At 40.7% G+C, this 18,166-nt stretch carries 16 protein-coding genes; 14 read left to right on the forward strand and 2 right to left on the reverse strand.

Features of this window, described 5'->3' with window-relative positions:
- Window positions 1–310: 310 nt before the first annotated feature.
- Window positions 311–1,273 (forward strand): DUF6591 domain-containing protein, encoded by a 963-nt coding sequence (locus HXT39_RS01545; protein ID WP_102155679.1) that lies wholly within the window; start codon window positions 311–313, stop codon window positions 1,271–1,273.
- 167 nt (window positions 1,274–1,440) lie between these two features.
- The gene (locus tag HXT39_RS01550; protein WP_012914386.1) at window positions 1,441–1,986 is read left to right on the forward strand and encodes a hypothetical protein; all 546 of its coding nucleotides are present in this window, start codon (window positions 1,441–1,443) and stop codon (window positions 1,984–1,986) included.
- Window positions 1,987–2,070: 84 nt separating this feature from the next.
- Here HXT39_RS01550 and HXT39_RS01555 read toward each other — a convergent pair whose 3' ends face one another.
- Window positions 2,071–2,556 carry a single-stranded DNA-binding protein gene (locus tag HXT39_RS01555; RefSeq protein ID WP_103013824.1) on the reverse strand — a complete coding sequence of 162 codons (486 nt, stop codon included), beginning with the start codon at window positions 2,554–2,556 and terminating at the stop codon, window positions 2,071–2,073.
- A gap of 315 nt (window positions 2,557–2,871) precedes the next feature.
- Here HXT39_RS01555 and HXT39_RS01560 point away from each other — a divergent pair, with 315 nt between their 5' ends.
- Both HXT39_RS01560 and HXT39_RS01565 read left to right on the forward strand, forming a co-directional pair.
- Complete coding sequence (locus tag HXT39_RS01560; protein ID WP_233186340.1) at window positions 2,872–3,759, forward strand: CAP domain-containing protein; 888 nt, start codon at window positions 2,872–2,874, stop codon at window positions 3,757–3,759.
- Window positions 3,738–3,998, forward strand: a complete 261-nt coding sequence (locus tag HXT39_RS01565; protein ID WP_233186341.1) for a hypothetical protein — start codon at window positions 3,738–3,740, stop codon at window positions 3,996–3,998. Before HXT39_RS01560 ends, HXT39_RS01565 begins: the two co-directional genes overlap by 22 nt.
- Before the next feature lie 124 nt (window positions 3,999–4,122).
- Here the strand turns inward: HXT39_RS01565 and HXT39_RS01570 are convergent, their stop codons facing one another.
- Window positions 4,123–6,258, reverse strand: a complete 2,136-nt coding sequence (locus HXT39_RS01570; RefSeq protein WP_103013825.1) for a M13 family metallopeptidase — start codon at window positions 6,256–6,258, stop codon at window positions 4,123–4,125.
- Window positions 6,259–6,349: 91 nt separating this feature from the next.
- On the opposite strand from HXT39_RS01570, the gene map reads away from it, so the two are divergent.
- The 10 genes from map to glmS all read left to right on the forward strand — a co-directional run bounded on the left by map (window position 6,350) and on the right by glmS (window position 18,155).
- Window positions 6,350–7,123: a type I methionyl aminopeptidase gene (gene map / locus HXT39_RS01575; RefSeq protein ID WP_004108441.1), complete on the forward strand. Its 774-nt coding sequence runs from the start codon at window positions 6,350–6,352 to the stop codon at window positions 7,121–7,123.
- Window positions 7,124–7,203: 80 nt separating this feature from the next.
- The gene (prfB, locus tag HXT39_RS01580; protein WP_004108440.1) at window positions 7,204–8,340 is read left to right on the forward strand and encodes a peptide chain release factor 2; all 1,137 of its coding nucleotides are present in this window, start codon (window positions 7,204–7,206) and stop codon (window positions 8,338–8,340) included.
- Between the two features lie 63 nt (window positions 8,341–8,403).
- Window positions 8,404–9,840: a cell division ATP-binding protein FtsE gene (ftsE, locus tag HXT39_RS01585; protein WP_103013826.1), complete on the forward strand. Its 1,437-nt coding sequence runs from the start codon at window positions 8,404–8,406 to the stop codon at window positions 9,838–9,840.
- A complete protein-coding gene (gene ftsX, locus HXT39_RS01590; protein ID WP_076002972.1) occupies window positions 9,840–10,763 on the forward strand; it encodes a permease-like cell division protein FtsX in 924 nt (307 codons plus the stop codon). Before ftsE ends, ftsX begins: the two co-directional genes overlap by 1 nt.
- A 146-nt stretch (window positions 10,764–10,909) precedes the next feature.
- Window positions 10,910–12,316, forward strand: a complete 1,407-nt coding sequence (locus tag HXT39_RS01595; protein ID WP_012914380.1) for a CHAP domain-containing protein — start codon at window positions 10,910–10,912, stop codon at window positions 12,314–12,316.
- 133 nt (window positions 12,317–12,449) lie between these two features.
- Window positions 12,450–12,947 carry an SsrA-binding protein SmpB gene (gene smpB / locus HXT39_RS01600; protein ID WP_004107461.1) on the forward strand — a complete coding sequence of 166 codons (498 nt, stop codon included), beginning with the start codon at window positions 12,450–12,452 and terminating at the stop codon, window positions 12,945–12,947.
- Between the two features lie 277 nt (window positions 12,948–13,224).
- Window positions 13,225–14,133, forward strand: a complete 909-nt coding sequence (locus tag HXT39_RS01605; RefSeq protein ID WP_004108432.1) for an ABC transporter substrate-binding protein — start codon at window positions 13,225–13,227, stop codon at window positions 14,131–14,133.
- Window positions 14,134–14,277: 144 nt separating this feature from the next.
- Window positions 14,278–15,279 carry an amino acid ABC transporter permease gene (locus tag HXT39_RS01610; protein WP_012914378.1) on the forward strand — a complete coding sequence of 334 codons (1,002 nt, stop codon included), beginning with the start codon at window positions 14,278–14,280 and terminating at the stop codon, window positions 15,277–15,279.
- 84 nt (window positions 15,280–15,363) lie between these two features.
- Complete coding sequence (locus HXT39_RS01615) at window positions 15,364–16,152, forward strand: amino acid ABC transporter ATP-binding protein (protein WP_102155697.1); 789 nt, start codon at window positions 15,364–15,366, stop codon at window positions 16,150–16,152.
- A 95-nt stretch (window positions 16,153–16,247) separates the two neighbouring features.
- Window positions 16,248–18,155: a glutamine--fructose-6-phosphate transaminase (isomerizing) gene (gene glmS / locus HXT39_RS01620; protein ID WP_103013827.1), complete on the forward strand. Its 1,908-nt coding sequence runs from the start codon at window positions 16,248–16,250 to the stop codon at window positions 18,153–18,155.
- Window positions 18,156–18,166: the final 11 nt, after the last annotated feature.

Genomic DNA, 18,166 nt, shown 5'->3' on the forward strand with positions numbered 1-18,166 from the left:
TTATATTATAATGTTATACCCAGATTGAAAGGATGAAAATAATGAAATGCAGTAATTGTGGTGCAGAATGTTATGGTACAGTATGCAAGCAATGTGGAATGAATTTCGAAACTCATAAAATAGAGTTACTTCCTACTGCGGCACAAACGAACTCTGCTACCCCCCCCCTACATCTTATACGCAAAATTATGCATTTCCAGCTTATCCGGGTAATGTAGCAGCTTATCAGAAGCGTAAAAAACCGATTTATCGAAGATGGTGGTTTTATTTACTTGTAATTGCAGCTATCATTTCAATTGCTAATATTGCTATGCATAGAGATAAAACTATTAATTGGGATGAGATGGTTTTGAGTGCTCAGTTGCCCAAGCCTCCTTCTGATAAAGGTGATGTCATTATTAATTCTGCAGATGAGCTTGATGTTGATATTAAAGACATTTCTGCTAAACAATATAACGATTATACTGTAGATTGTAAGACGAAAAAGGGTTTTACAATTGATGCGGAATCTGATTCCTCAGGATATAAAGCCTACAATAATAAAGGTTATAAATTAGATTTGACCTATTATGAGTCAAGTAAAGAATTGAGTATTCATCTTAATAAGCCGATGGAAATGTCGTCTATTGTATGGCCTTCTAGCAAAGCTGCTAGTCAATTGCCTGTTCCAAAGTCTACTATTGGTAATTTCATTTCAGACAGTGACGATAATCTGAATGTGTATGTTGGTAATACAAGTAGAGAAGATTACAATAATTATGTGAAGGCTTGTGCTGATAGAGGTTTCAAGGTTGGATACGACAATTCAAAGAACAGGTATTCTGCTAAGAATGATGCAGGGTGGGATCTTTCGCTATCCTATGAGGGGAATAGCGTAATGAATATAATGCTTTCAGCTCCAGATAATAATTCTGGTAGTAATGATAATAAGAAGTCAACTAATTCAAAAGATTCATCAAATAGCGCAGAATCTAAGTCTGCTAAACCGCAGCAAAATGATGCTAAATCTGCTAATGGTTTGCGTAGTGATTTTAAGGCAGCTATGGATAGCTATGAATCAACTATGAATGAGTATGTTGAATTCATGAAAAAGTATAAAGCTAATTCAAGTGATGCTGAACTTATCTCGGAATATGCAGATTATATGCAGAAATATGCTGATATGACGGATAAATTCCAAAGTTGGAAGAGCAATAATCTCAACAATGCAGAGTTGTCATATTATCTTGCTGTTCAAGCTAGAGTCACAAAGAAACTAGCTGAAGTAGCATAAATAGTATCAGTGTTTCTCATTGCTGTTTTGTAATAAGAAATAGTAGAAATTAGTTACCACTGTGTTCTAGTTTCTACTATTTCTTAACTATAAATTTAATTTGTATAGATAGAGAAATCTTACATATTAGAAATAAATATTAAAATTTTGAATAGGGAGTGATATATATGAAAAAGTTCAAAATTCCACAAATTGTTAATTTTATTTTTATCTTGATTGGTTTATTAGGTTTGTGGTTGCCGTATGCAACTTCTACTAATGAGCAAAAACAATTTATACTTAGTAATCCTGATGCAATTGCCATTGGTGCATTGAATATGAAATATAGAGATATGATTGATTTGTCTATGATAAAATATTTTCGGTTTTATTTGTATATAGTGAATAATCCCAAAAAAATGATCTTTGCGCGCACTGATGTAATGATTGATTTAGTTCTTATTAGTATACTGGCTGTTTCTATACTTTTTATTGTCTTATTTACTCTATTGAATAAGCCTATTGGTAATATTGTCTTTGCATTCCTTATGCTTGGTGCTTCGCTTATTATGAATTATGATATGGTAAGTCGTGGTGTTATTCCTTCGAAAAGTTACACATATGGAATTAGTTACTATCTTTATGTCATACTTGCGATAGCAATTATCATTTGTTCAATAGCTAATATTGTTGTAAATAAAATAGATAAAAAGAAAATTATAAATAGATATTAAATTTGTGAAATTTGCCGCCAGGAATACTACTATTCTTGGCGGCATTATTGTTTATCGTGGTGCGTGAAGTATTATTTACTTTCTTTAGATATCAGCATCACCTCCATATTCGTCGTCCGTGCTGTCTGAGTGAGAGTCAGTACGTTCTATTTTTTCGTTTTGTGACTGATTGCTGTCTTTCGTCTGCCCATTTTTAGCGGAATCAGCGTTTCGCTTTGTAAATTGCGTAGTTCCGCGATTTAAATCGTGCCCAATAGCAGAAGCTTCCAAAATTACGCGATTATAATCGTTTCCATCTTTTGTCCAGCTTTCTGTACTCAAATTGCCATATACAACGATTGCATCGCCTTTATGAACGCTTTTTAGCACGTTTGAAGCCAAAGTCCTATACGCTTTCACAGTCATCCAAGTAGTTGGACGCTCATGCCATTGCTGTTCGTCGTTGCGGTAATATGATTGCGTGCTCGCGATTCGTAGCGAACAAGCCGGAGAATTTTCACTTCGCCCAAAGTTTACAGGCTCAGCGCCTACGTATCCACTAATAGTCACGGTCGACTGTTGTTGTGCCATATTTCATAGTCCTTTCACAAATGGACTGCAGCCATTTCAGCCCCGAAATACAGAGCCATCATTGCCTCTGAGCTTCGCAGCCACGAGGAAATGCCGCAGTAATAACAACTATGAACTTTGCGCAACAACTTTGCCAGCAAACTTTTCTATTGTGGTTAAAACCTAGGTTTTATCCACAATGTAATTGATCTCTTGACTACAGCAAAATATTTAGTAAAAGCTCAACAATTAACTGTGCATACGTAATCATTCCTCATTGCAGGGTAGTATTGAGCAAACGTATTGAAAATATTGAATGCAGTGAAGAAGATATTTATGGTGGAAAATAATCAGCAATATGCAAAGCATAAATCTAATATGCGCATAAGTTGGGTTAGTATCCTTGTTATTTCGGCTGTATGCCTAGCTGCGTGTGCAATATCGCAAAATTTTGCTGATTTTACTTTAGAACATTCTAAGGCGTATCATCAGGCATATAATCGCGAATATCATCACGAATATCATCAAAATCCAATAATTCAAACAACTAATTCTGCTTCTGCTGCATCTTTTATTCAGTCAAGTAATGTAGCGCGTTACGTTCTTTCTTCTATTCGAAATGCAAGATCTAGGCTTTACGATGATCGCAGCACGTATTTTAATGGCGTTCCTTTGCAAGATTACGTGAGCCGCTACGGTCTTACTAAAGAAGCGTATGTTAATAATATTCAGTACGATTCTGCAAATGAAGAGGATGCTTTCCGCCGCGCGCAAGAAACCGCTCAGCATGGGCAGTTTGGCCATTTTGGCCCAGATGGTGTGAGCGAGCCTGATTACACTGGGCGAAAGGCGTGGGGTGAAAATTTAAGTTGGGGTGTGGATCTTGCTGGTTCTATGCAATTGTGGATTCAAGATGAAGAGTCGGCTTTGCGCGCAACCGGCGGAAGTTTTAACGAAGATAATGGACATTTGTATCAGATTTTGAATCCTAACAATATTTCTTTCGGTTACGGAGAGGCTTCGGGCGGCCCTTATGGTGTTGTTGGAGCGTTGACACTGTCGGAATATAACGGTGATATTGATTATCCGGATGGAAAGATTGGCCCAGAATCTCCCGAAGAGCAAAAAAGCGTGCTGAAGAGGAGCGAAAAAAGAAGGAAGAGCAGAAGCGTAAAGACGAGGAAGCTAAGAAGAAAAAACCTTTGGCTAAAAAGAAGCATTTGAAGCATAAGCATCATAAAAAGTTAGCGAAAGCTATGAAGAAAAATGCTTCAACGTATAAATTTATTGTGATTATTTCTGCGATTTTAAGCGTGCTTGTTTTGTGCGCAATTGCAGCGGTAGCTTGGATTTTCTTAAGACGAAGAATGATTTCTAAAAATAGTTTGCACGTGAAGCATATTGCGCGTAGCAAAACTTGCGGAAGTGAAAAATCTTCTGATAATTCAAAAGATAAACAATAATATTACTAAAAATATTAATAAAAATAGAAAATAATAAGCCTGCAAACGTTTATTAAGCGTCTGCAGGCTTCTATTTTTGACTTATTTTTGACTTATAGCGACTTATTTGCGATTTATTCGCAACTTACCAAATGTGCACGCGCTCACTTGGGTCGAGCCACATTTCGTCGCCCTCTTTAACGCTGAAAGCATCGTAGAACAAGTCTACGTTTCGAGCAATGCCGTTAGTGCGGCATTCGGCTGGTGAGTGTGGGTCGATTTGAAGCAGCTGTTCCGCAATTTCATTACGAGCCTTGGAACGCCAAACCAACGCGTAGCTTAAGAAGAATCGCTGCAAAGCAGTGAAACCATCTACTTCAGGAGCGTTCAGCAAGGTTTCGCGAATAGCATCGTCACTTCCGTCGATTTCTTGTCCCTTGCTCTTTTGCAAGGCGAAAGCGTATGCTTTAAGCGCAATAGTCACGCCGCTTAAATCGCCAATATTTTCGCCGATTGTTAAAGCACCGTTTACGTGAGGCATCGCATTGCGCTCTTCTTTGCTCTTCAAGTGAGAGTACTTAACAATAAGCTGCGTTGGTGTGAAAGCATTGTATTGCTCAATAAGCTTCTTAGTGCGCTCAGTGAAGTTGGTTTTGTCTTCTTCAGTCCACCAATTGTTAAGCACGCCGTCGCCGTCGTATTCGCAACCTTGATCGTCAAAACCGTGACCGATTTCATGACCAATCACGGCACCAATAGCGCCGTAATTTGCTGCGTCTGGAGCACTTGGGTTAAAGAATGGTGGTTGCAAAATAGCAGCTGGGAACACGATTACGTTCAGCAGAGGATCGTAGTAAGCGTTCACAGTTTGCGGAGTCATCTGCCATTCTTCGCGATCCACAGGATTTCCGGCTTTTGCAGTATTTTTACCAAAGCCAAATCGATAAACTTCGCGCATATTATCAACTAAGTCAGCGTCTTCCTTAATATTTAGCGCAGAGTAGTCAACCCAATGGTTTGTGTAACCAATATTTGGCTCAAATTTACTAATCTTTTCCAAAGCCTTCGCTTTAGTTTCCTCACCAAGCCAGGTGCTGTGCGAAATCGACTCACGGTAAGCGTTAATAAGATTGTCAACTAAGCCTTGCATATATTCCTTAGAAGACTCAGGGAAATGCAATCGCACGTATTCGCGTCCAACTTCCTCACCACAAGCATCGTCAACAACTCCGACTGCTCGCTTCCAACGGTCGCGCTGCTTTGTGGCACCAGAAAGCACTTTGCCGTAGAAGTCGAATCGCGCTTGTGCAAAATCTTCACTAAGTAAGCTTGCCCAGCGCAAAATCACGTGCACGCGCGCCCAAAGCTTTAAATCTTCTAAGTCGGCTTCTTGCCAAATCTTATTCAAACCTTCCATAAAGCTTGGCTCGTGAACTACAACTTTGTTAAAAGCTTCACGAAGGTTGATTGGCTGATTTGTTGCTTCTTCGCAATTATCGTACGCTTTTTGAGTAGCGTCTAAGAAAGCGTCGAGATTAAGCGCTTCAAGAGTTTTTGCTAAATCGGCATAATTGTAAGGATTATAGGTTTTTTGAGAATCGCGAGTTGCTACGTTATCCCAATGGTAGCTCGCTATTTTAGTTTCAACATTCAAGAAACGCTCGGCTTGCGCTTGTGTAGTAGTTGCGTCTCCGTAGCCTGCTAAGCGCAGCAAAGAAGCTACCATTTTTACATATTCAGTGCGAATTGGAGCGTAGTTATCTTCGCGATAGTATGCTTCGTCTGGCAAGCCCAATCCCGATTGCTCAATATGCATAATATTCGTCTTAGGATCTTTAGGGTCTCCGTAAACGCCAAAATAAAACATTGCATCTGGACCGCCGTACGGATTAAGCGCGCCAATAGTGCGAACCAAATCTTCCTTAGTTTCTGCTGAATCCACAGCGTCTAAATCGCCCTTAATTGGCGTAATTCCAGCTTTTTCAATAGATGCGGTATCCAAATAGTTACGGTATAAGGTTTGTGACTTTTTGGCTGGGCAATTTTCGTTTTCTAAAATATCTCGAATTTGCTTTTCTGCATCTTCTGCAAGCTTGTGGAAAGCACCATACATTGGTTTGTCTTCTGGGAGAGTGTAAGTGTCAATCCAAGGACCATTTACGTAACGGAATAAATCGTCTTGTGGACGAGTAGCCGACGAGAAGGAGGCAGGGTCGAAATCTACAGCAGAAATTTCCTTCTGCGATTCCTTATTATTACTATTATTATTGTTGTTAGACATGTGATTAGCTTACAAGTATTAAGCGACACTATTGGTTAGTATTTTCGCTATATTTTGCTTTATTTTCGTGCCTGCGCGTTAGTCTTGAAGCATGATTGAACTTAAAACTCCATCTGAAATTGAAGCGATGAAGCCTGCAGGTCGCTTCGTCGGTAGTATTCTTAAAGACTTGAAAGCAATGACCAAAGTTGGCACGAATCTTCTTGAGATTGATGATTTCGTTCGCCAGCGTATTATGAGTCGCAAAGGTGCGTCTTCTTGCTATGTTGATTACGCTCCTGATTTTGGTACAGGTCCTTTTGCGCACTATATTTGCACGTCTGTAAACGATGCTGTTCTTCACGGAGTTCCATACGATTACAACCTTAAAGATGGTGATTTATTAACTCTTGACTTGGCAATTAACGTTGACGGATGGGTTGGAGATTCCGCTATTAGTTTCGTTGTTGGAAAGCATGCAGATCCTGAGGATTTGCGCTTGATTAAGTGCACTGAGGAAGCTTTGGAGGCTGGCATTAACATGGCTCAGCCTGGCAACCGTCTTGGCGATATTTCTGCAGCTGTTGGTTGCGTTGCTCACGAGTATGGTTATAGCGTAAATCTTGAGTTTGGCGGTCACGGAGTCGGTCATATTATGCACGGCGATCCGCATGTTCCTAACGATGGCACTGCTCACCATGGCTACAAGCTTCGCCCAGGTTTAGTTATTGCAATTGAGCCATGGTTCTTAAAGACTACTGACGAAATTTACCAGGATCCTAAGGATGGTTGGACTCTTCGCTCTGCTGATGGTTCTCGCGGTGCTCACAGCGAGCACACGATTGCAATTACGGAAAACGGTCCTGAGATTTTGACCGTGCGCTAAACTTATCAATAGTTGATTTTGTAAGTATTTTGCGAGTAGTAATTGCGTAAAACAGGTATGTAAAGAGGTACTTTAAGTAAATGGCGGAATTTGATTTTTCCCAAGTATTAAATGATGTTGAAGCAAAGTATTCTTCGATTTCTAAAGCACTAGACGTTGATTCGTTGAAAGTTACGATTGCTGATTTAGAAAAGCAGGCTGCAGAGCCTGGACTTTGGGATGATTCTGAGCATGCTCAGCAGGTTACGAGTAAGCTTTCCGCGGCTCAGTCTCAGTTGAAGCGTTTGCAAGCTGTAGATCAGCGCATTGAAGATACTAAGACTTTAATTGAGCTTGGCCAAGAAGAAGGCGATGCTGATTCTATGAGCGAGGCTCAAGAAGAGCTTGGAAATATTGCTCACGAGTTGGACGATATGGAAGTTCAGACTCTTCTTGACGGCGAATATGATGCTCGTTCTGCAGTTGTTACGATTCGTTCTGGTGCTGGCGGCGTGGATGCTGCCGATTTTGCTCAAATGCTTCTTCGTATGTACTTGCGCTGGGCTGAGCGAAACGGCTACAAAACTAAGATGATGGACACGTCTTATGCGGAAGAAGCTGGTATTAAATCTGCTACTTTCCAAGTTGATGCCCCGTACGCGTATGGTCGTCTTTCTGTAGAAGGTGGCACTCACAGAATGGTTCGTATTTCGCCATTTGACAATCAAGGCCGTCGCCAAACTGGCTTTAGCGCAGTGGAAGTAATTCCTCTTGTTGAAGCTACGGATCATATTGATATTCCAGATTCCGACATTCGCGTGGATACTTTCCAAGCGTCTGGTCCTGGCGGCCAGGGCGTGAACACTACGTATTCTGCTGTTCGTATTACGCATTTGCCAACCGGCTTAGTTGTTTCTATGCAAGATGAGCGCAGCCAGATTCAAAACCGCGCAGCTGCAATGGCTGTTTTACAATCGCGTTTGCTTGTGCTTAAGCATGCTGAGGAAGCTGCAAAAAAGAAGGAACTTGCTGGAGATATTAAGGCAAGTTGGGGAGATCAAATGCGCTCTTACGTGCTTCACCCTTATCAGATGGTGAAGGATTTGCGCACTGGTTACGAAACTTCACAAACTCAAGCTGTTTTTGACGGCGATATTGACGGTTTTATTGAAGCTGGCATTCGTTGGCGTCACGAGCAGCGAGTTGCAGCTCAAAAAGAAGCTGAAGCAGAATCTTAAATAAAACTAAAGCTAGAACTAAAAACCAACAATTACACATAATCTTCGGAAGGAATTGAAACAATGTCGCTGATTTCATTAGATCATGTGTCAAAAATATATCCTCGAGGTACACGTCCTGCATTAGACGATGTGTCTTTGCATGTAGATCGCGGAGATTTTGTGTTTCTTGTTGGCGCTTCCGGTTCTGGTAAAACTACATTGCTTAGTTTGCTGCTTCGTGAAGAAGAAGCAAATGGTGGGGAAATTCACGTAGCTGGTAACGATTTGCGTAGACTTTCTAACCGACAAGTGCCGCAGTATCGTAGATCTCTTGGCTTTATTTTCCAAGATTATAAGCTGCTTAATAATAAAACAGTTTATCAAAATGTTGCTTTTGCTTTGGAAGTGATTGGCACGAGTCGGTCTACGATTCGTTCACTTGTTCCTCGTGTTCTTGAAACGGTTGGTTTGACTGGTAAAGAAAATAATTACCCACACGAGCTTTCTGGTGGTGAGGCGCAGCGAGTTGCAATTGCTCGCGCATACGTCAATCACCCTCAAATTATTCTTGCAGATGAGCCTACTGGTAATTTGGATCCAACTACTTCTCTTGGAATTATGGAAGTTTTGGATGCTATTAATCGAACTGGCACAACGATTGTTATGGCTACGCATAATGAGGAAATTGTGAACTCAATGCGTAAGCGAGTTGTGGAGCTTCATGCTGGAAAAATTGTGCGTGATGAGCGTGAAGGATCATATGATTCTGCATTGTATTTCCCAGATAGTGAAGTTGAGCATAATTCTAAAGCACAACAAACTGTTGAAAATTCTCAAGATCAATCAGATCGCGATGCTCAAAAATCAATTACTCAATCTGAGCATACTGAACGTCATAAGAGGCTTTCTAAAAAAGCTCAACGTGCTGCTCAGGCGCGTGAAGTTGTTGACATGGTAACGCAATCGTTGAAGAGTGACACTTCAGAAAATGAAGGAATTGCACGTTTGGCTCAGTCTGTTCATTCTGGCAGAACTGGTCGTTACGGCGAAGTGTTCCAGTCTTTGGAAACAACGATGACTTGGGGACGAGGATTGATTTCTTCAAACGATAATGAAGATGTTGAAGAGAATGATTCAGAAGTTGAGATTTCGGAAGATAATAAAGAATCCTCTGAAGTTGCCGGAAATTCTGAAACTGCAGAAACTGCTAATACTACTGAGACTACTGAGACTGCTGATAATCACGAAACTGCAGAAACTAATGAATCTCACGAATCTCACGAAACTACTGAAAACTCTGAAGTGAGCGAAGAATCACAATCCGAAACCGGCGATGAGTTGCAGTCAGAAGCAGAAAGTAAGTTACAATCCGATGCTGAATCTGAGCGTAAATCTCAGCTTCCTCCTATGCCTCCAGCTCCGCCTAAGCCACCTGTTGCAGCTGAAAATACTAATAATGAGAACATTAGTGTTGACGATAGCAATAATGACATTAATAAAACTGAAGGAGCAGAGTAATGCGTTTACGATTTATTTTTTCCGAAACTTGCATTAGTTTGCGTCGTAATGTTTCGATGATTCTTTCGGTTATGCTTGTAACGTTCATCTCTTTCCTTTTTATTGGTGTTTCAGTGCTTATGCAAGCGCAGATTACCAAGGCAAAAGGCGACTGGTATGACAAAGTAGAAGTGGTTGCCTGGCTGTGCCCGGATGGAACTAGCCAATCTCCTTCTTGTGCTTCTGGAAAAGCACCTACTAATGCCGAAATTGTAAAATTGGAGCATATTATTCACCAAGAATTAGGCGATGATGTTTCAAATATCACTTATGTTAGCCGCAATGAATTTTATAAAAACACATTCTTAAAGCAATATCCTAACGGAATGTATCAAGGACGTACTTTAACTGCGGCAGACATGCAAGATTCGTTGCGCTTGAAGCTTACTAATCCTATGAAATATCAGGTTGTTTCAGAAGTTCTTTCTGGACGCGATGGTGTGGAAGAAGTTGTTGATCAGCGTCAGATTTTTGATCCTGTTTTCAGTGTGCTTAATCGCGCTACTGTTGTGACAATTGTGCTTGCAGCAGTTATGGTTGTTGTAGCGATTATGCTTACTGGCACTACGATTCGAATGTCTGCTGCTAGCCGTCGTCAAGAAACCGAAATTATGCGCTTAGTTGGTGCCTCTAACTGGACTATTCGTATGCCGTTTCTTCTTGAAGGAGCGTTCGCGTCGTTTGTGGGTTCTTTACTTGCTGGTGCTGCGCTAAGTTTAGTAGTTAAAGTTTTTGTAACTGATTGGCTTGCGCAGAATGTGCGTTGGATGCCATTTGTTACTCAAACAACTGTGTGGCTATGCGTTCCAATACTTGTAGCTGGTGCAGTAGTGTTATCTATAGTTGCTTCTGCTATTGCTTTGAGGCGATACTTAAAAGCTTAAAATGCAAAATAATAGGTGCGTAATTATTTGCGTTATTTTCGCATGAGCATTGTGAAAGTAATATTTTAGAAGATTTGAAGTAGAAACTCGCGTGATTCCTTGCATTACGGTATAATTCGCAATAGTGATGTTGAAAGGGAAGTGATATGAGCGAAGATCGACATAGCATGTATGCAATTCGACGCACTCACACTGTAGTGAGTTTAATAGTTGCTATTTCAATGATGTTTGCTGGTGTTGCTGGTGCATTATTTAATGCGTCTACAGCAAGTGCTGTCAACATGAAGGAATATAGGCGCAAAATACAACGAAACGAGAATTTGAAGCACCAACTTGCTGGTGTAAGTAAACAACTTGCAAATAAGATCATTGAATTGAATGATTTAAATGAGCATAAAATTCCAAATCAAATACGAGCTGCTCAACAAGCAGAAGAGCAAGCTTCTCAGGCGCGCAGTCTTGTAGAATCAACGCAGCAGCGTCTAGAGTCTGCACAAAAAGATAAGCGTGATTTGGAAGAGAAAATTAAAAAAACTGGTGAAGATTTTGATGATGCTAAGGCTGCTGTAGCACAGCTTGCTCGTAAGAGTTTCCATGGTTCTCAGGCATCTAATGTTATGGATATTGTGACTAAATCAACTACTACAGAACAGTTTGTTGGAAAGTTACAATCCGAGGCTGCTGTTGCTAGAAGTGAAGCAAATGCTGCTAATGATGCTGCTATTAAGTTGAATACTTCTATGAATCGTCGTCAGCGTTTGGCTGCTATTGAAGCAGAAATAACCAAGTTAAAGCAGCAGGCGGATGTTCAAGCGCAAAGTGCTCAAATCGCTGCGAAAGCCGCCAATGATCGCAAAAAGTCCTTGCAAAGTTTGCGAGATCATGGTGAAGAGATTCGTAAGCAGCTGGAAGGTCAAAAGAGTAGTTTGACTTCTCAGTCTGCGCGTGAGGCTGCAGAAATTATAGCAATGAAATCGGCCATCGATGCTCAAGCGCGTGCTCTTGCTAATAAGTCATTCGCTAAAGCTGATCCGAATGCTGGTAATCGCCAGCAATTGAATGGAAGCTCTGGAAAGAATGTTTACCTTCCTCCGATGCAACTTTCTAATGGTGCTGCTAATGGTATGAATTATACTGTTCCTGGAAATTGCGCAGAAGGTTCTAAGTTCTGCTACGGGCATAATACTGGAAACACTGTTGGTGGTTCTGCTTATCCTGCTCGTCAATGCACGTTATGGGCTTATTTGCGTCGTTCGCAACTTGGTCTGCCAGTTGGCTCCTACATGGGTAATGGTGCTGAGTGGGCGAATACTGGTCGTAGGTTTGGATATTTAGTTAATAGAATTCCACATGTTGGTGCTGTTATGGTGTTTGCTCGCGGTCAACGCGTCGGCAACTGGAATGCTGATTGGCAATATGGACATGTTGCGGTTGTGGAACGTGTGAATGCTGATGGATCAGTTCTTATTTCTGAAGGTGGAACTGGTTTTTCGACATTCCCTGCTTATGAAACTATTTATAATCCAGGCGATTACGAGTATGTGCATTATTAAATATAAGCACTTCAAAGTTTTCAATTTGTTGAAATTGAAAACTTTGTAAGTTTACGACTTATTGTTCTTGCCATAAGATAGTAGTATCTTATGGCAAGTTTCTTTTGTGCGTGATGTGTACTGGAGGGGAATTATGGCAAATAAGCCTGCGCAAGATGGCACTGTTACTGTGGCACAAAACCGTAAAGCGCATCATGATTATGTAATTGAAGATTGTTATGAAGCAGGTCTTGCTCTTACTGGTACTGAAGTTAAGTCACTTCGCGAAGGGCGTGCTTCTTTAGCTGAATCATTTGTGAATATTGATCGTCGTGGTGAAATGTGGCTTGAAGGAGCAAATATTCCTGAATATTTAAACGGCACATGGAATAATCATGCTCCTAAGCGCAAGCGTAAGCTTCTGCTTCATGCTGCTGAGATTGCTAAGCTTTCTAGGCAAACTGAGGCGAAAGGCTACACTGTTGTGCCTTTGCGTTTGTATTTTAAGGGAAGCTACGTAAAAGTAGAAATTGCTTTAGCGCGCGGTAAAAAGGAATTTGATAAGCGTCAGGCTTTGCGTGAGGAGCAAGATAAGCGAGAGGCTTTGCGTGAAATGCGTTACCGTAATCTGCGTTCTCGTAGTATTGATTAAGAGTTGACGCTTCTTTTTTTATGCGTTTGTGAAACACTTGCTTGCTTCGCACGTGATAAAAAGTGAGGTAATGCGACACGCACATATTATACATTATTGCGAATAATATGCAGTTTTTGTTTATGAAAAGTATAATTATTGTGCAGATGTACCGCATGAGTATCTTTGTATATTCAATAATCGTATAAAAGGCTGTTGAATTTGTAGGGTTATCGTGTATAGTTATACACATTAATGCAAATTATAGATTCTTAGTACATACATGAGGAGAAGAACTATGTTTAAATCTATGAAGCCTGTTGCTATTGTTGCATCTTTAGTAATGATTGGCAGTATTGCTGCATGTGGACCTGCTGATTCTAAAGAAGCAGACCCTGATGTTGCTCGTAGCTATGATGTAAGTCATGTGCAAAAAGATGATGCTGTTGCAGCCTTGGTACCAGCACCAGTTGCAAAAACAGGAGAGTTAACTGTTGGTGTAAACGTAAGTTATGCCCCTGCAGAATTCTTTGCTGCAGACGGTAAAACTCCTGTAGGTTACGAAATTGATTTTTCGAAGGCCCTTGCAAAGGTCATGGGCTTAAAAGCAAAAATTATGCATGCTCAGTTTGACTCAATTATTCCAGCAATAGGAAGCAAATATAATGTTGGTATTTCTGGTTTTACAGTAAATGCTGAACGTATGAAGTCTGTAGACTTTATTACTTATGCAAACGCAGGTTTGTCTTTTGAAGTGCGTAAGGGAAATCCTACTAAAGTAGATCCAAAGAACCTTTGTGGCAAGAAAGTAACTTTGGAAACTGGAACTGTTGGCGAACCTATTATGGAAGAAGCAAAGAAACAGTGCGCAGCTAAAGGAAATAAGCCTCTTGAAATCATGAGCTTCAAGGAGCAAACTGACGCAACTACCGCACTTCTTTCCGGTCGCGCTGATGTTATGTATGCAGATACTCCTGTTGCAGGTTACGCTTCAATTAAGAATCCTGGAAAACTTGAAATTTTGGAAAACAGCAAGGATTCTGAACCAATGGGAGCGGCTGTTAAAAAGGGTGATGCAGCGATGCTGAAGGCTGTAAAAGCTGGCATTGATAAGCTTATGAAGTCCGGCGTCTACAAGGATATCTTGAAGAAGTGGGGCGTTGAAGATGTTGCTATTGAAAAGTCTGTAGTTAATCCAAAACTATAAAACTTTAGCTATGAAACTTTAGCTATCAAATAATTGAATAATTATCTAAAATGATATTGTTAATCTGAGTCGTGATTGAATTCTCGGCTCAGATTGTTTCTTTACTTTGCTGTTTTTGTATAAACGTACTTATTGGAGCATATTTTGAATTCTTTAATTGGTAACTCTGCTAAGAGCAAGTCCGGAGTAGCTAACTCTGAACGTATTTTGCCAGTAAAAAAGCCAGGACCTATTATTGCCGGAGTCATTGTAGCTGTAATAGCATGTTCGCTTCTTTACAGTATTATTACTAACCCTCGTTTTGAATGGCAAGTAGTCGGAATATATTTAATAAGCGATAACGTGCTTTCTGGTATTGGCTGGACGTTACTTCTTACGCTAATTGCTATGGTAATTTCAATCGTGTTTGCTGTAGGCTTAGCGATGATGCGCAAGTCAGTTAATCCTGTGCTTCGTGGCGTAAGTTGGTTCTTTATTTGGTTTTTCCGTGGTACTCCTGTTTATACGCAGCTTGTATTTTGGGGCATGTTTGCAGTGCTTGTGCCGAGAATTAGTATTGGCATTCCTTTTACTTCTGTAGAATTTTGGTCTATTGATTCTAATGTAATTATGACTTCTCTTACTGCTGCTGTAGTTGGTTTGTCTTTGAATGAATCCGCTTATTTGTCGGAAATTGTTCGAGCAGGATTGGAAGCCGTCGATAGTGGACAAGTTGAAGCTGCTAAGGCTCTTGGAATGGGTAGAGCTTTAACTATGAGGCGTGTAATTCTTCCTCAAGCAATGCGTATTATTGTTCCTCCGCTTGGTAACGAAACAATCGGTATGCTAAAAACGACTTCGTTAGTTCTTGCAGTTCCGTTTACTCTTGAATTGCAATTTGCTACAAATGCTATTGCTAACCGTATCTATAAACCAATTCCGCTTCTTCTTGTTGCGAGTATTTGGTATTTGATTATTACTTCCATTTTGATGGTTTTGCAATACATGCTCGAGAAGCATTTTGCTAAAGGTTTTGAAGCAAGAGATATTGTAAAGCATGCTCAACTTAATACTGATTCTGATCAGCGCGGCGATCAATCATTAGATGCTAAACGGAAAAATGTTAAAGGACGAAATGATGCTGCTATGCTCGGATTTAATGCTTAAATAAGCGCATAATAGCTTAAATTTTAATATTTTTCTTTGTAAACTTTAAATTTTGCATGAAACAAACAAATTGGATGTGAATAAATGGTAGAAGCAAAATCTAATCTTCCTGCGGTTGCTATTAGCGATGTGCAAAAATCTTTCGGTCAATTGCATGTACTTAACGGTATTAATATGACAGTGAACCCAGGTAGTGTAACAGTTATTTTGGGTCCGTCCGGTTCAGGAAAATCGACATTATTGCGTTTAATTAATCAACTAGAAACTTTGACTGCAGGAAGTATAAGTATTTATGGCGAGCGCATCGGCGTAAAGCAAGTAATGCATAAAGGTGAGAAATGTCTGCAGGCTCTTAACGACAAAGAAATTGCTCAACAGCGTGCGAAGCTTGGCATGGTATTCCAGCGTTTTAATTTATTCCCTCATATGACGGCTTTAGAGAACGTTATGGAAGCTCCTGTACATGTTATGCATATGAAAGCTCAAGAAGCGCGCGATTTAGCTATTGAAGAACTAAAGCGAGTTGGCATGGATGAGCGTATGAACCATTATCCTGCAGAACTTTCAGGCGGTCAGCAGCAACGCGTTGCAATTGCTCGCGCTCTTGCTATGAAACCGGAAATTATGCTATTTGACGAGCCAACATCCGCGTTAGATCCAGAGCTTGTAGGTGAAGTGTTAACCGTTATGCGAAATCTTGCTAAAGATGGCATGACTATGATTGTAGTAACTCACGAAATTGGTTTTGCGCGTGAGGTTGCAGATCAGGTTGTGTTTATGGATGGCGGTGTCATAGTTGAGCAGGGTAGTGCAGATATTATTACTAGTCCGCAAACTGATCGTTTTAAAGATTTCCTAAATCACGTATTGTAATTTACGTAAGAAATGTATCTTATTTATGTAGTTTTGCGTAGTTTTTGTGTGCTTCTCTGGCGTGCACTCGCTCGCATAACGTACAATAGAAGATTATGTGTGGCATTGTAGGATACGCAGGTTTTGGAAAAGTTTGTGCAAAACCTTTAGAAGTTTGTTTAGGTGGGTTAGAGCGTCTAGAATATCGCGGATATGACTCTTCGGGCGTAGCTTTAGTTGCTCCTGGAATGAAATGTGCGACTGTGCGAAAAAAAGCTGGTCGTTTATCTGTTCTTCGCAATGATATTGATGCAAAGCCTATGCCTGAGGCGAGTGCAGCTATTGGTCATACTCGTTGGGCTACTAATGGTGCTCCTTGTGACACTAATGCGCATCCTCATACTAGTGCAGATGGCAAAATCGCGCTTATTCATAACGGCATTATTGAAAATGCTGTTGTATTAAAAGAGCAGCTTCACGAAGAAGGATACGAATTTTCTTCTCAAACAGATACTGAAGTTGCTGCAAAATTACTTGGTAAAATTGCGAATGATATTGTAGACGAAACTGGCAAGCCGGATTTATTTACAGCTCTTCGTCGTACTGCAAAAATGTTAAAAGGAGCTTTCACATTACTTGCTGTTGACGTTCGTCAGCCGGGTATTGTGGCAGCTGTTCGCCACGATTCGCCGTTGGTTGTAGGTCTTGGAGACGGTGAATATTTCCTTGGCTCTGACGTTGCAGCTTTTGTTGCTTATACGGATCGAGTCTTGGAAGTTGGTCAAGATCAAGCTGTGTGCATTGGAGATGTAGATGGCAGTGGCAAAGCATCTTTGCTTCTAACTGATTTTGACAATAATATTGTTGAAAATCCTACTTGTTTTACGGTTGATTGGGATGCTTCTGCAGTAGAAAAAGGCGGCTGGGATTCCTTTATGGATAAGGAAATTCATGAAGATCCGCACGCTGTTGCAGACACTTTGCGCGGGCGTTTTGACGCTCAGGGAAATATTGTTCTTGACGAAGTTCATATTAGCCAAGACGTGTTGCGCGCAATTGACAAAATTATTGTTGTTGCTTGCGGAACTGCAAGTTATGCCGGATTGGTTGCAAAATATGCTATTGAGCATTGGGTTCGTGTGCCTGTAGAAGTTGAATTAGCGCACGAGTTTCGCTACCGTGACCCTATTTTGACGCATCGAACATTGGTGGTTGCAATATCGCAGTCTGGCGAAACAATGGACACTCTTATGGCTTTGCGTCACGCGCGCGAGCAGGGAAGTAGGGTTCTTGCAATTTGCAATACGCAAGGTTCTAGCATTCCACGCGAATCTGATGCAGTTCTTTACACGCATGCAGGTCCCGAAATAGCAGTTGCATCTACTAAAGCTTTTGTTGCGCAAATAGTTGCAGCTTATATGCTTGGTCTGTTTTTGGCGCAAGTAAAAGGCACTATGTATCGCGACGAAATTCAGCAAATCGTTGCGCAATTAAAAGAGATGCCGGATAAAATTCAGCATGTACTTGATACACAATCTGAATCAATTATGAAAGCTGCTGAGCATACTCTGGAAGCTAAATCTTTCCTTTTCTTAGGTCGACATGTTGGCTATCCTGTTGCACTAGAAGGTGCGTTGAAGCTTAAGGAAATTGCGTATACCTTTACTGAAGGTTTTGCTGCAGGTGAGCTTAAGCACGGTCCTATTGCGCTTGTAGATGAAGGTGAGCCGGTAGTTGTGATTGTGCCATCTTCTCGCGGTCGTGATGTGCTTCATGCGAAAGTTATTTCTGGAATTGAAGAAGTTAAAGCGCGCGGAGCTTTCACTATAGCTGTTGCCGAAGAGGGTGATCCGGATGCTTCTCGCTATGCCGATATTGTGTTCTGGCGTCCTAAATGTGCGACTTTGCTAAGTCCTCTTGTAGATGTAGTTGCATTGCAATTATTTGCAATGGATATGGCAAAGTTAAAAGGTTATGATGTTGATAAGCCTCGTAATCTTGCAAAGTCTGTAACTGTTGAGTAAGCGCATAACAA

It is taken from the genome of Gardnerella sp. DNF01159 (assembly GCF_049244215.1).
Lineage (GTDB): Bacteria > Actinomycetota > Actinomycetes > Actinomycetales > Bifidobacteriaceae > Bifidobacterium > Bifidobacterium swidsinskii.

What these genes read in the sequence shown, in the direction of transcription:
- HXT39_RS01545 (WP_102155679.1), top strand. Translation starts at nt 311, where the DNA reads ATGCATAGAGATAAAACTATTAATTGGGATGAGATGGTTTTGAGTGCT.
- HXT39_RS01550 (WP_012914386.1), top strand. Translation starts at nt 1,441, where the DNA reads ATGAAAAAGTTCAAAATTCCACAAATTGTTAATTTTATTTTTATCTTG.
- HXT39_RS01555 (WP_103013824.1), bottom strand. Translation starts at nt 2,556, where the DNA reads ATGGCACAACAACAGTCGACCGTGACTATTAGTGGATACGTAGGCGCT.
- HXT39_RS01560 (WP_233186340.1), top strand. Translation starts at nt 2,872, where the DNA reads ATGGTGGAAAATAATCAGCAATATGCAAAGCATAAATCTAATATGCGC.
- HXT39_RS01570 (WP_103013825.1), bottom strand. Translation starts at nt 6,258, where the DNA reads ATGTCTAACAACAATAATAATAGTAATAATAAGGAATCGCAGAAGGAA.
- map (WP_004108441.1), top strand. Translation starts at nt 6,350, where the DNA reads ATGATTGAACTTAAAACTCCATCTGAAATTGAAGCGATGAAGCCTGCA.
- prfB (WP_004108440.1), top strand. Translation starts at nt 7,204, where the DNA reads ATGGCGGAATTTGATTTTTCCCAAGTATTAAATGATGTTGAAGCAAAG.
- ftsE (WP_103013826.1), top strand. Translation starts at nt 8,404, where the DNA reads ATGTCGCTGATTTCATTAGATCATGTGTCAAAAATATATCCTCGAGGT.
- ftsX (WP_076002972.1), top strand. Translation starts at nt 9,840, where the DNA reads ATGCGTTTACGATTTATTTTTTCCGAAACTTGCATTAGTTTGCGTCGT.
- HXT39_RS01595 (WP_012914380.1), top strand. Translation starts at nt 10,910, where the DNA reads ATGAGCGAAGATCGACATAGCATGTATGCAATTCGACGCACTCACACT.
- smpB (WP_004107461.1), top strand. Translation starts at nt 12,450, where the DNA reads ATGGCAAATAAGCCTGCGCAAGATGGCACTGTTACTGTGGCACAAAAC.
- HXT39_RS01605 (WP_004108432.1), top strand. Translation starts at nt 13,225, where the DNA reads ATGTTTAAATCTATGAAGCCTGTTGCTATTGTTGCATCTTTAGTAATG.
- HXT39_RS01615 (WP_102155697.1), top strand. Translation starts at nt 15,364, where the DNA reads ATGGTAGAAGCAAAATCTAATCTTCCTGCGGTTGCTATTAGCGATGTG.
- glmS (WP_103013827.1), top strand. Translation starts at nt 16,248, where the DNA reads ATGTGTGGCATTGTAGGATACGCAGGTTTTGGAAAAGTTTGTGCAAAA.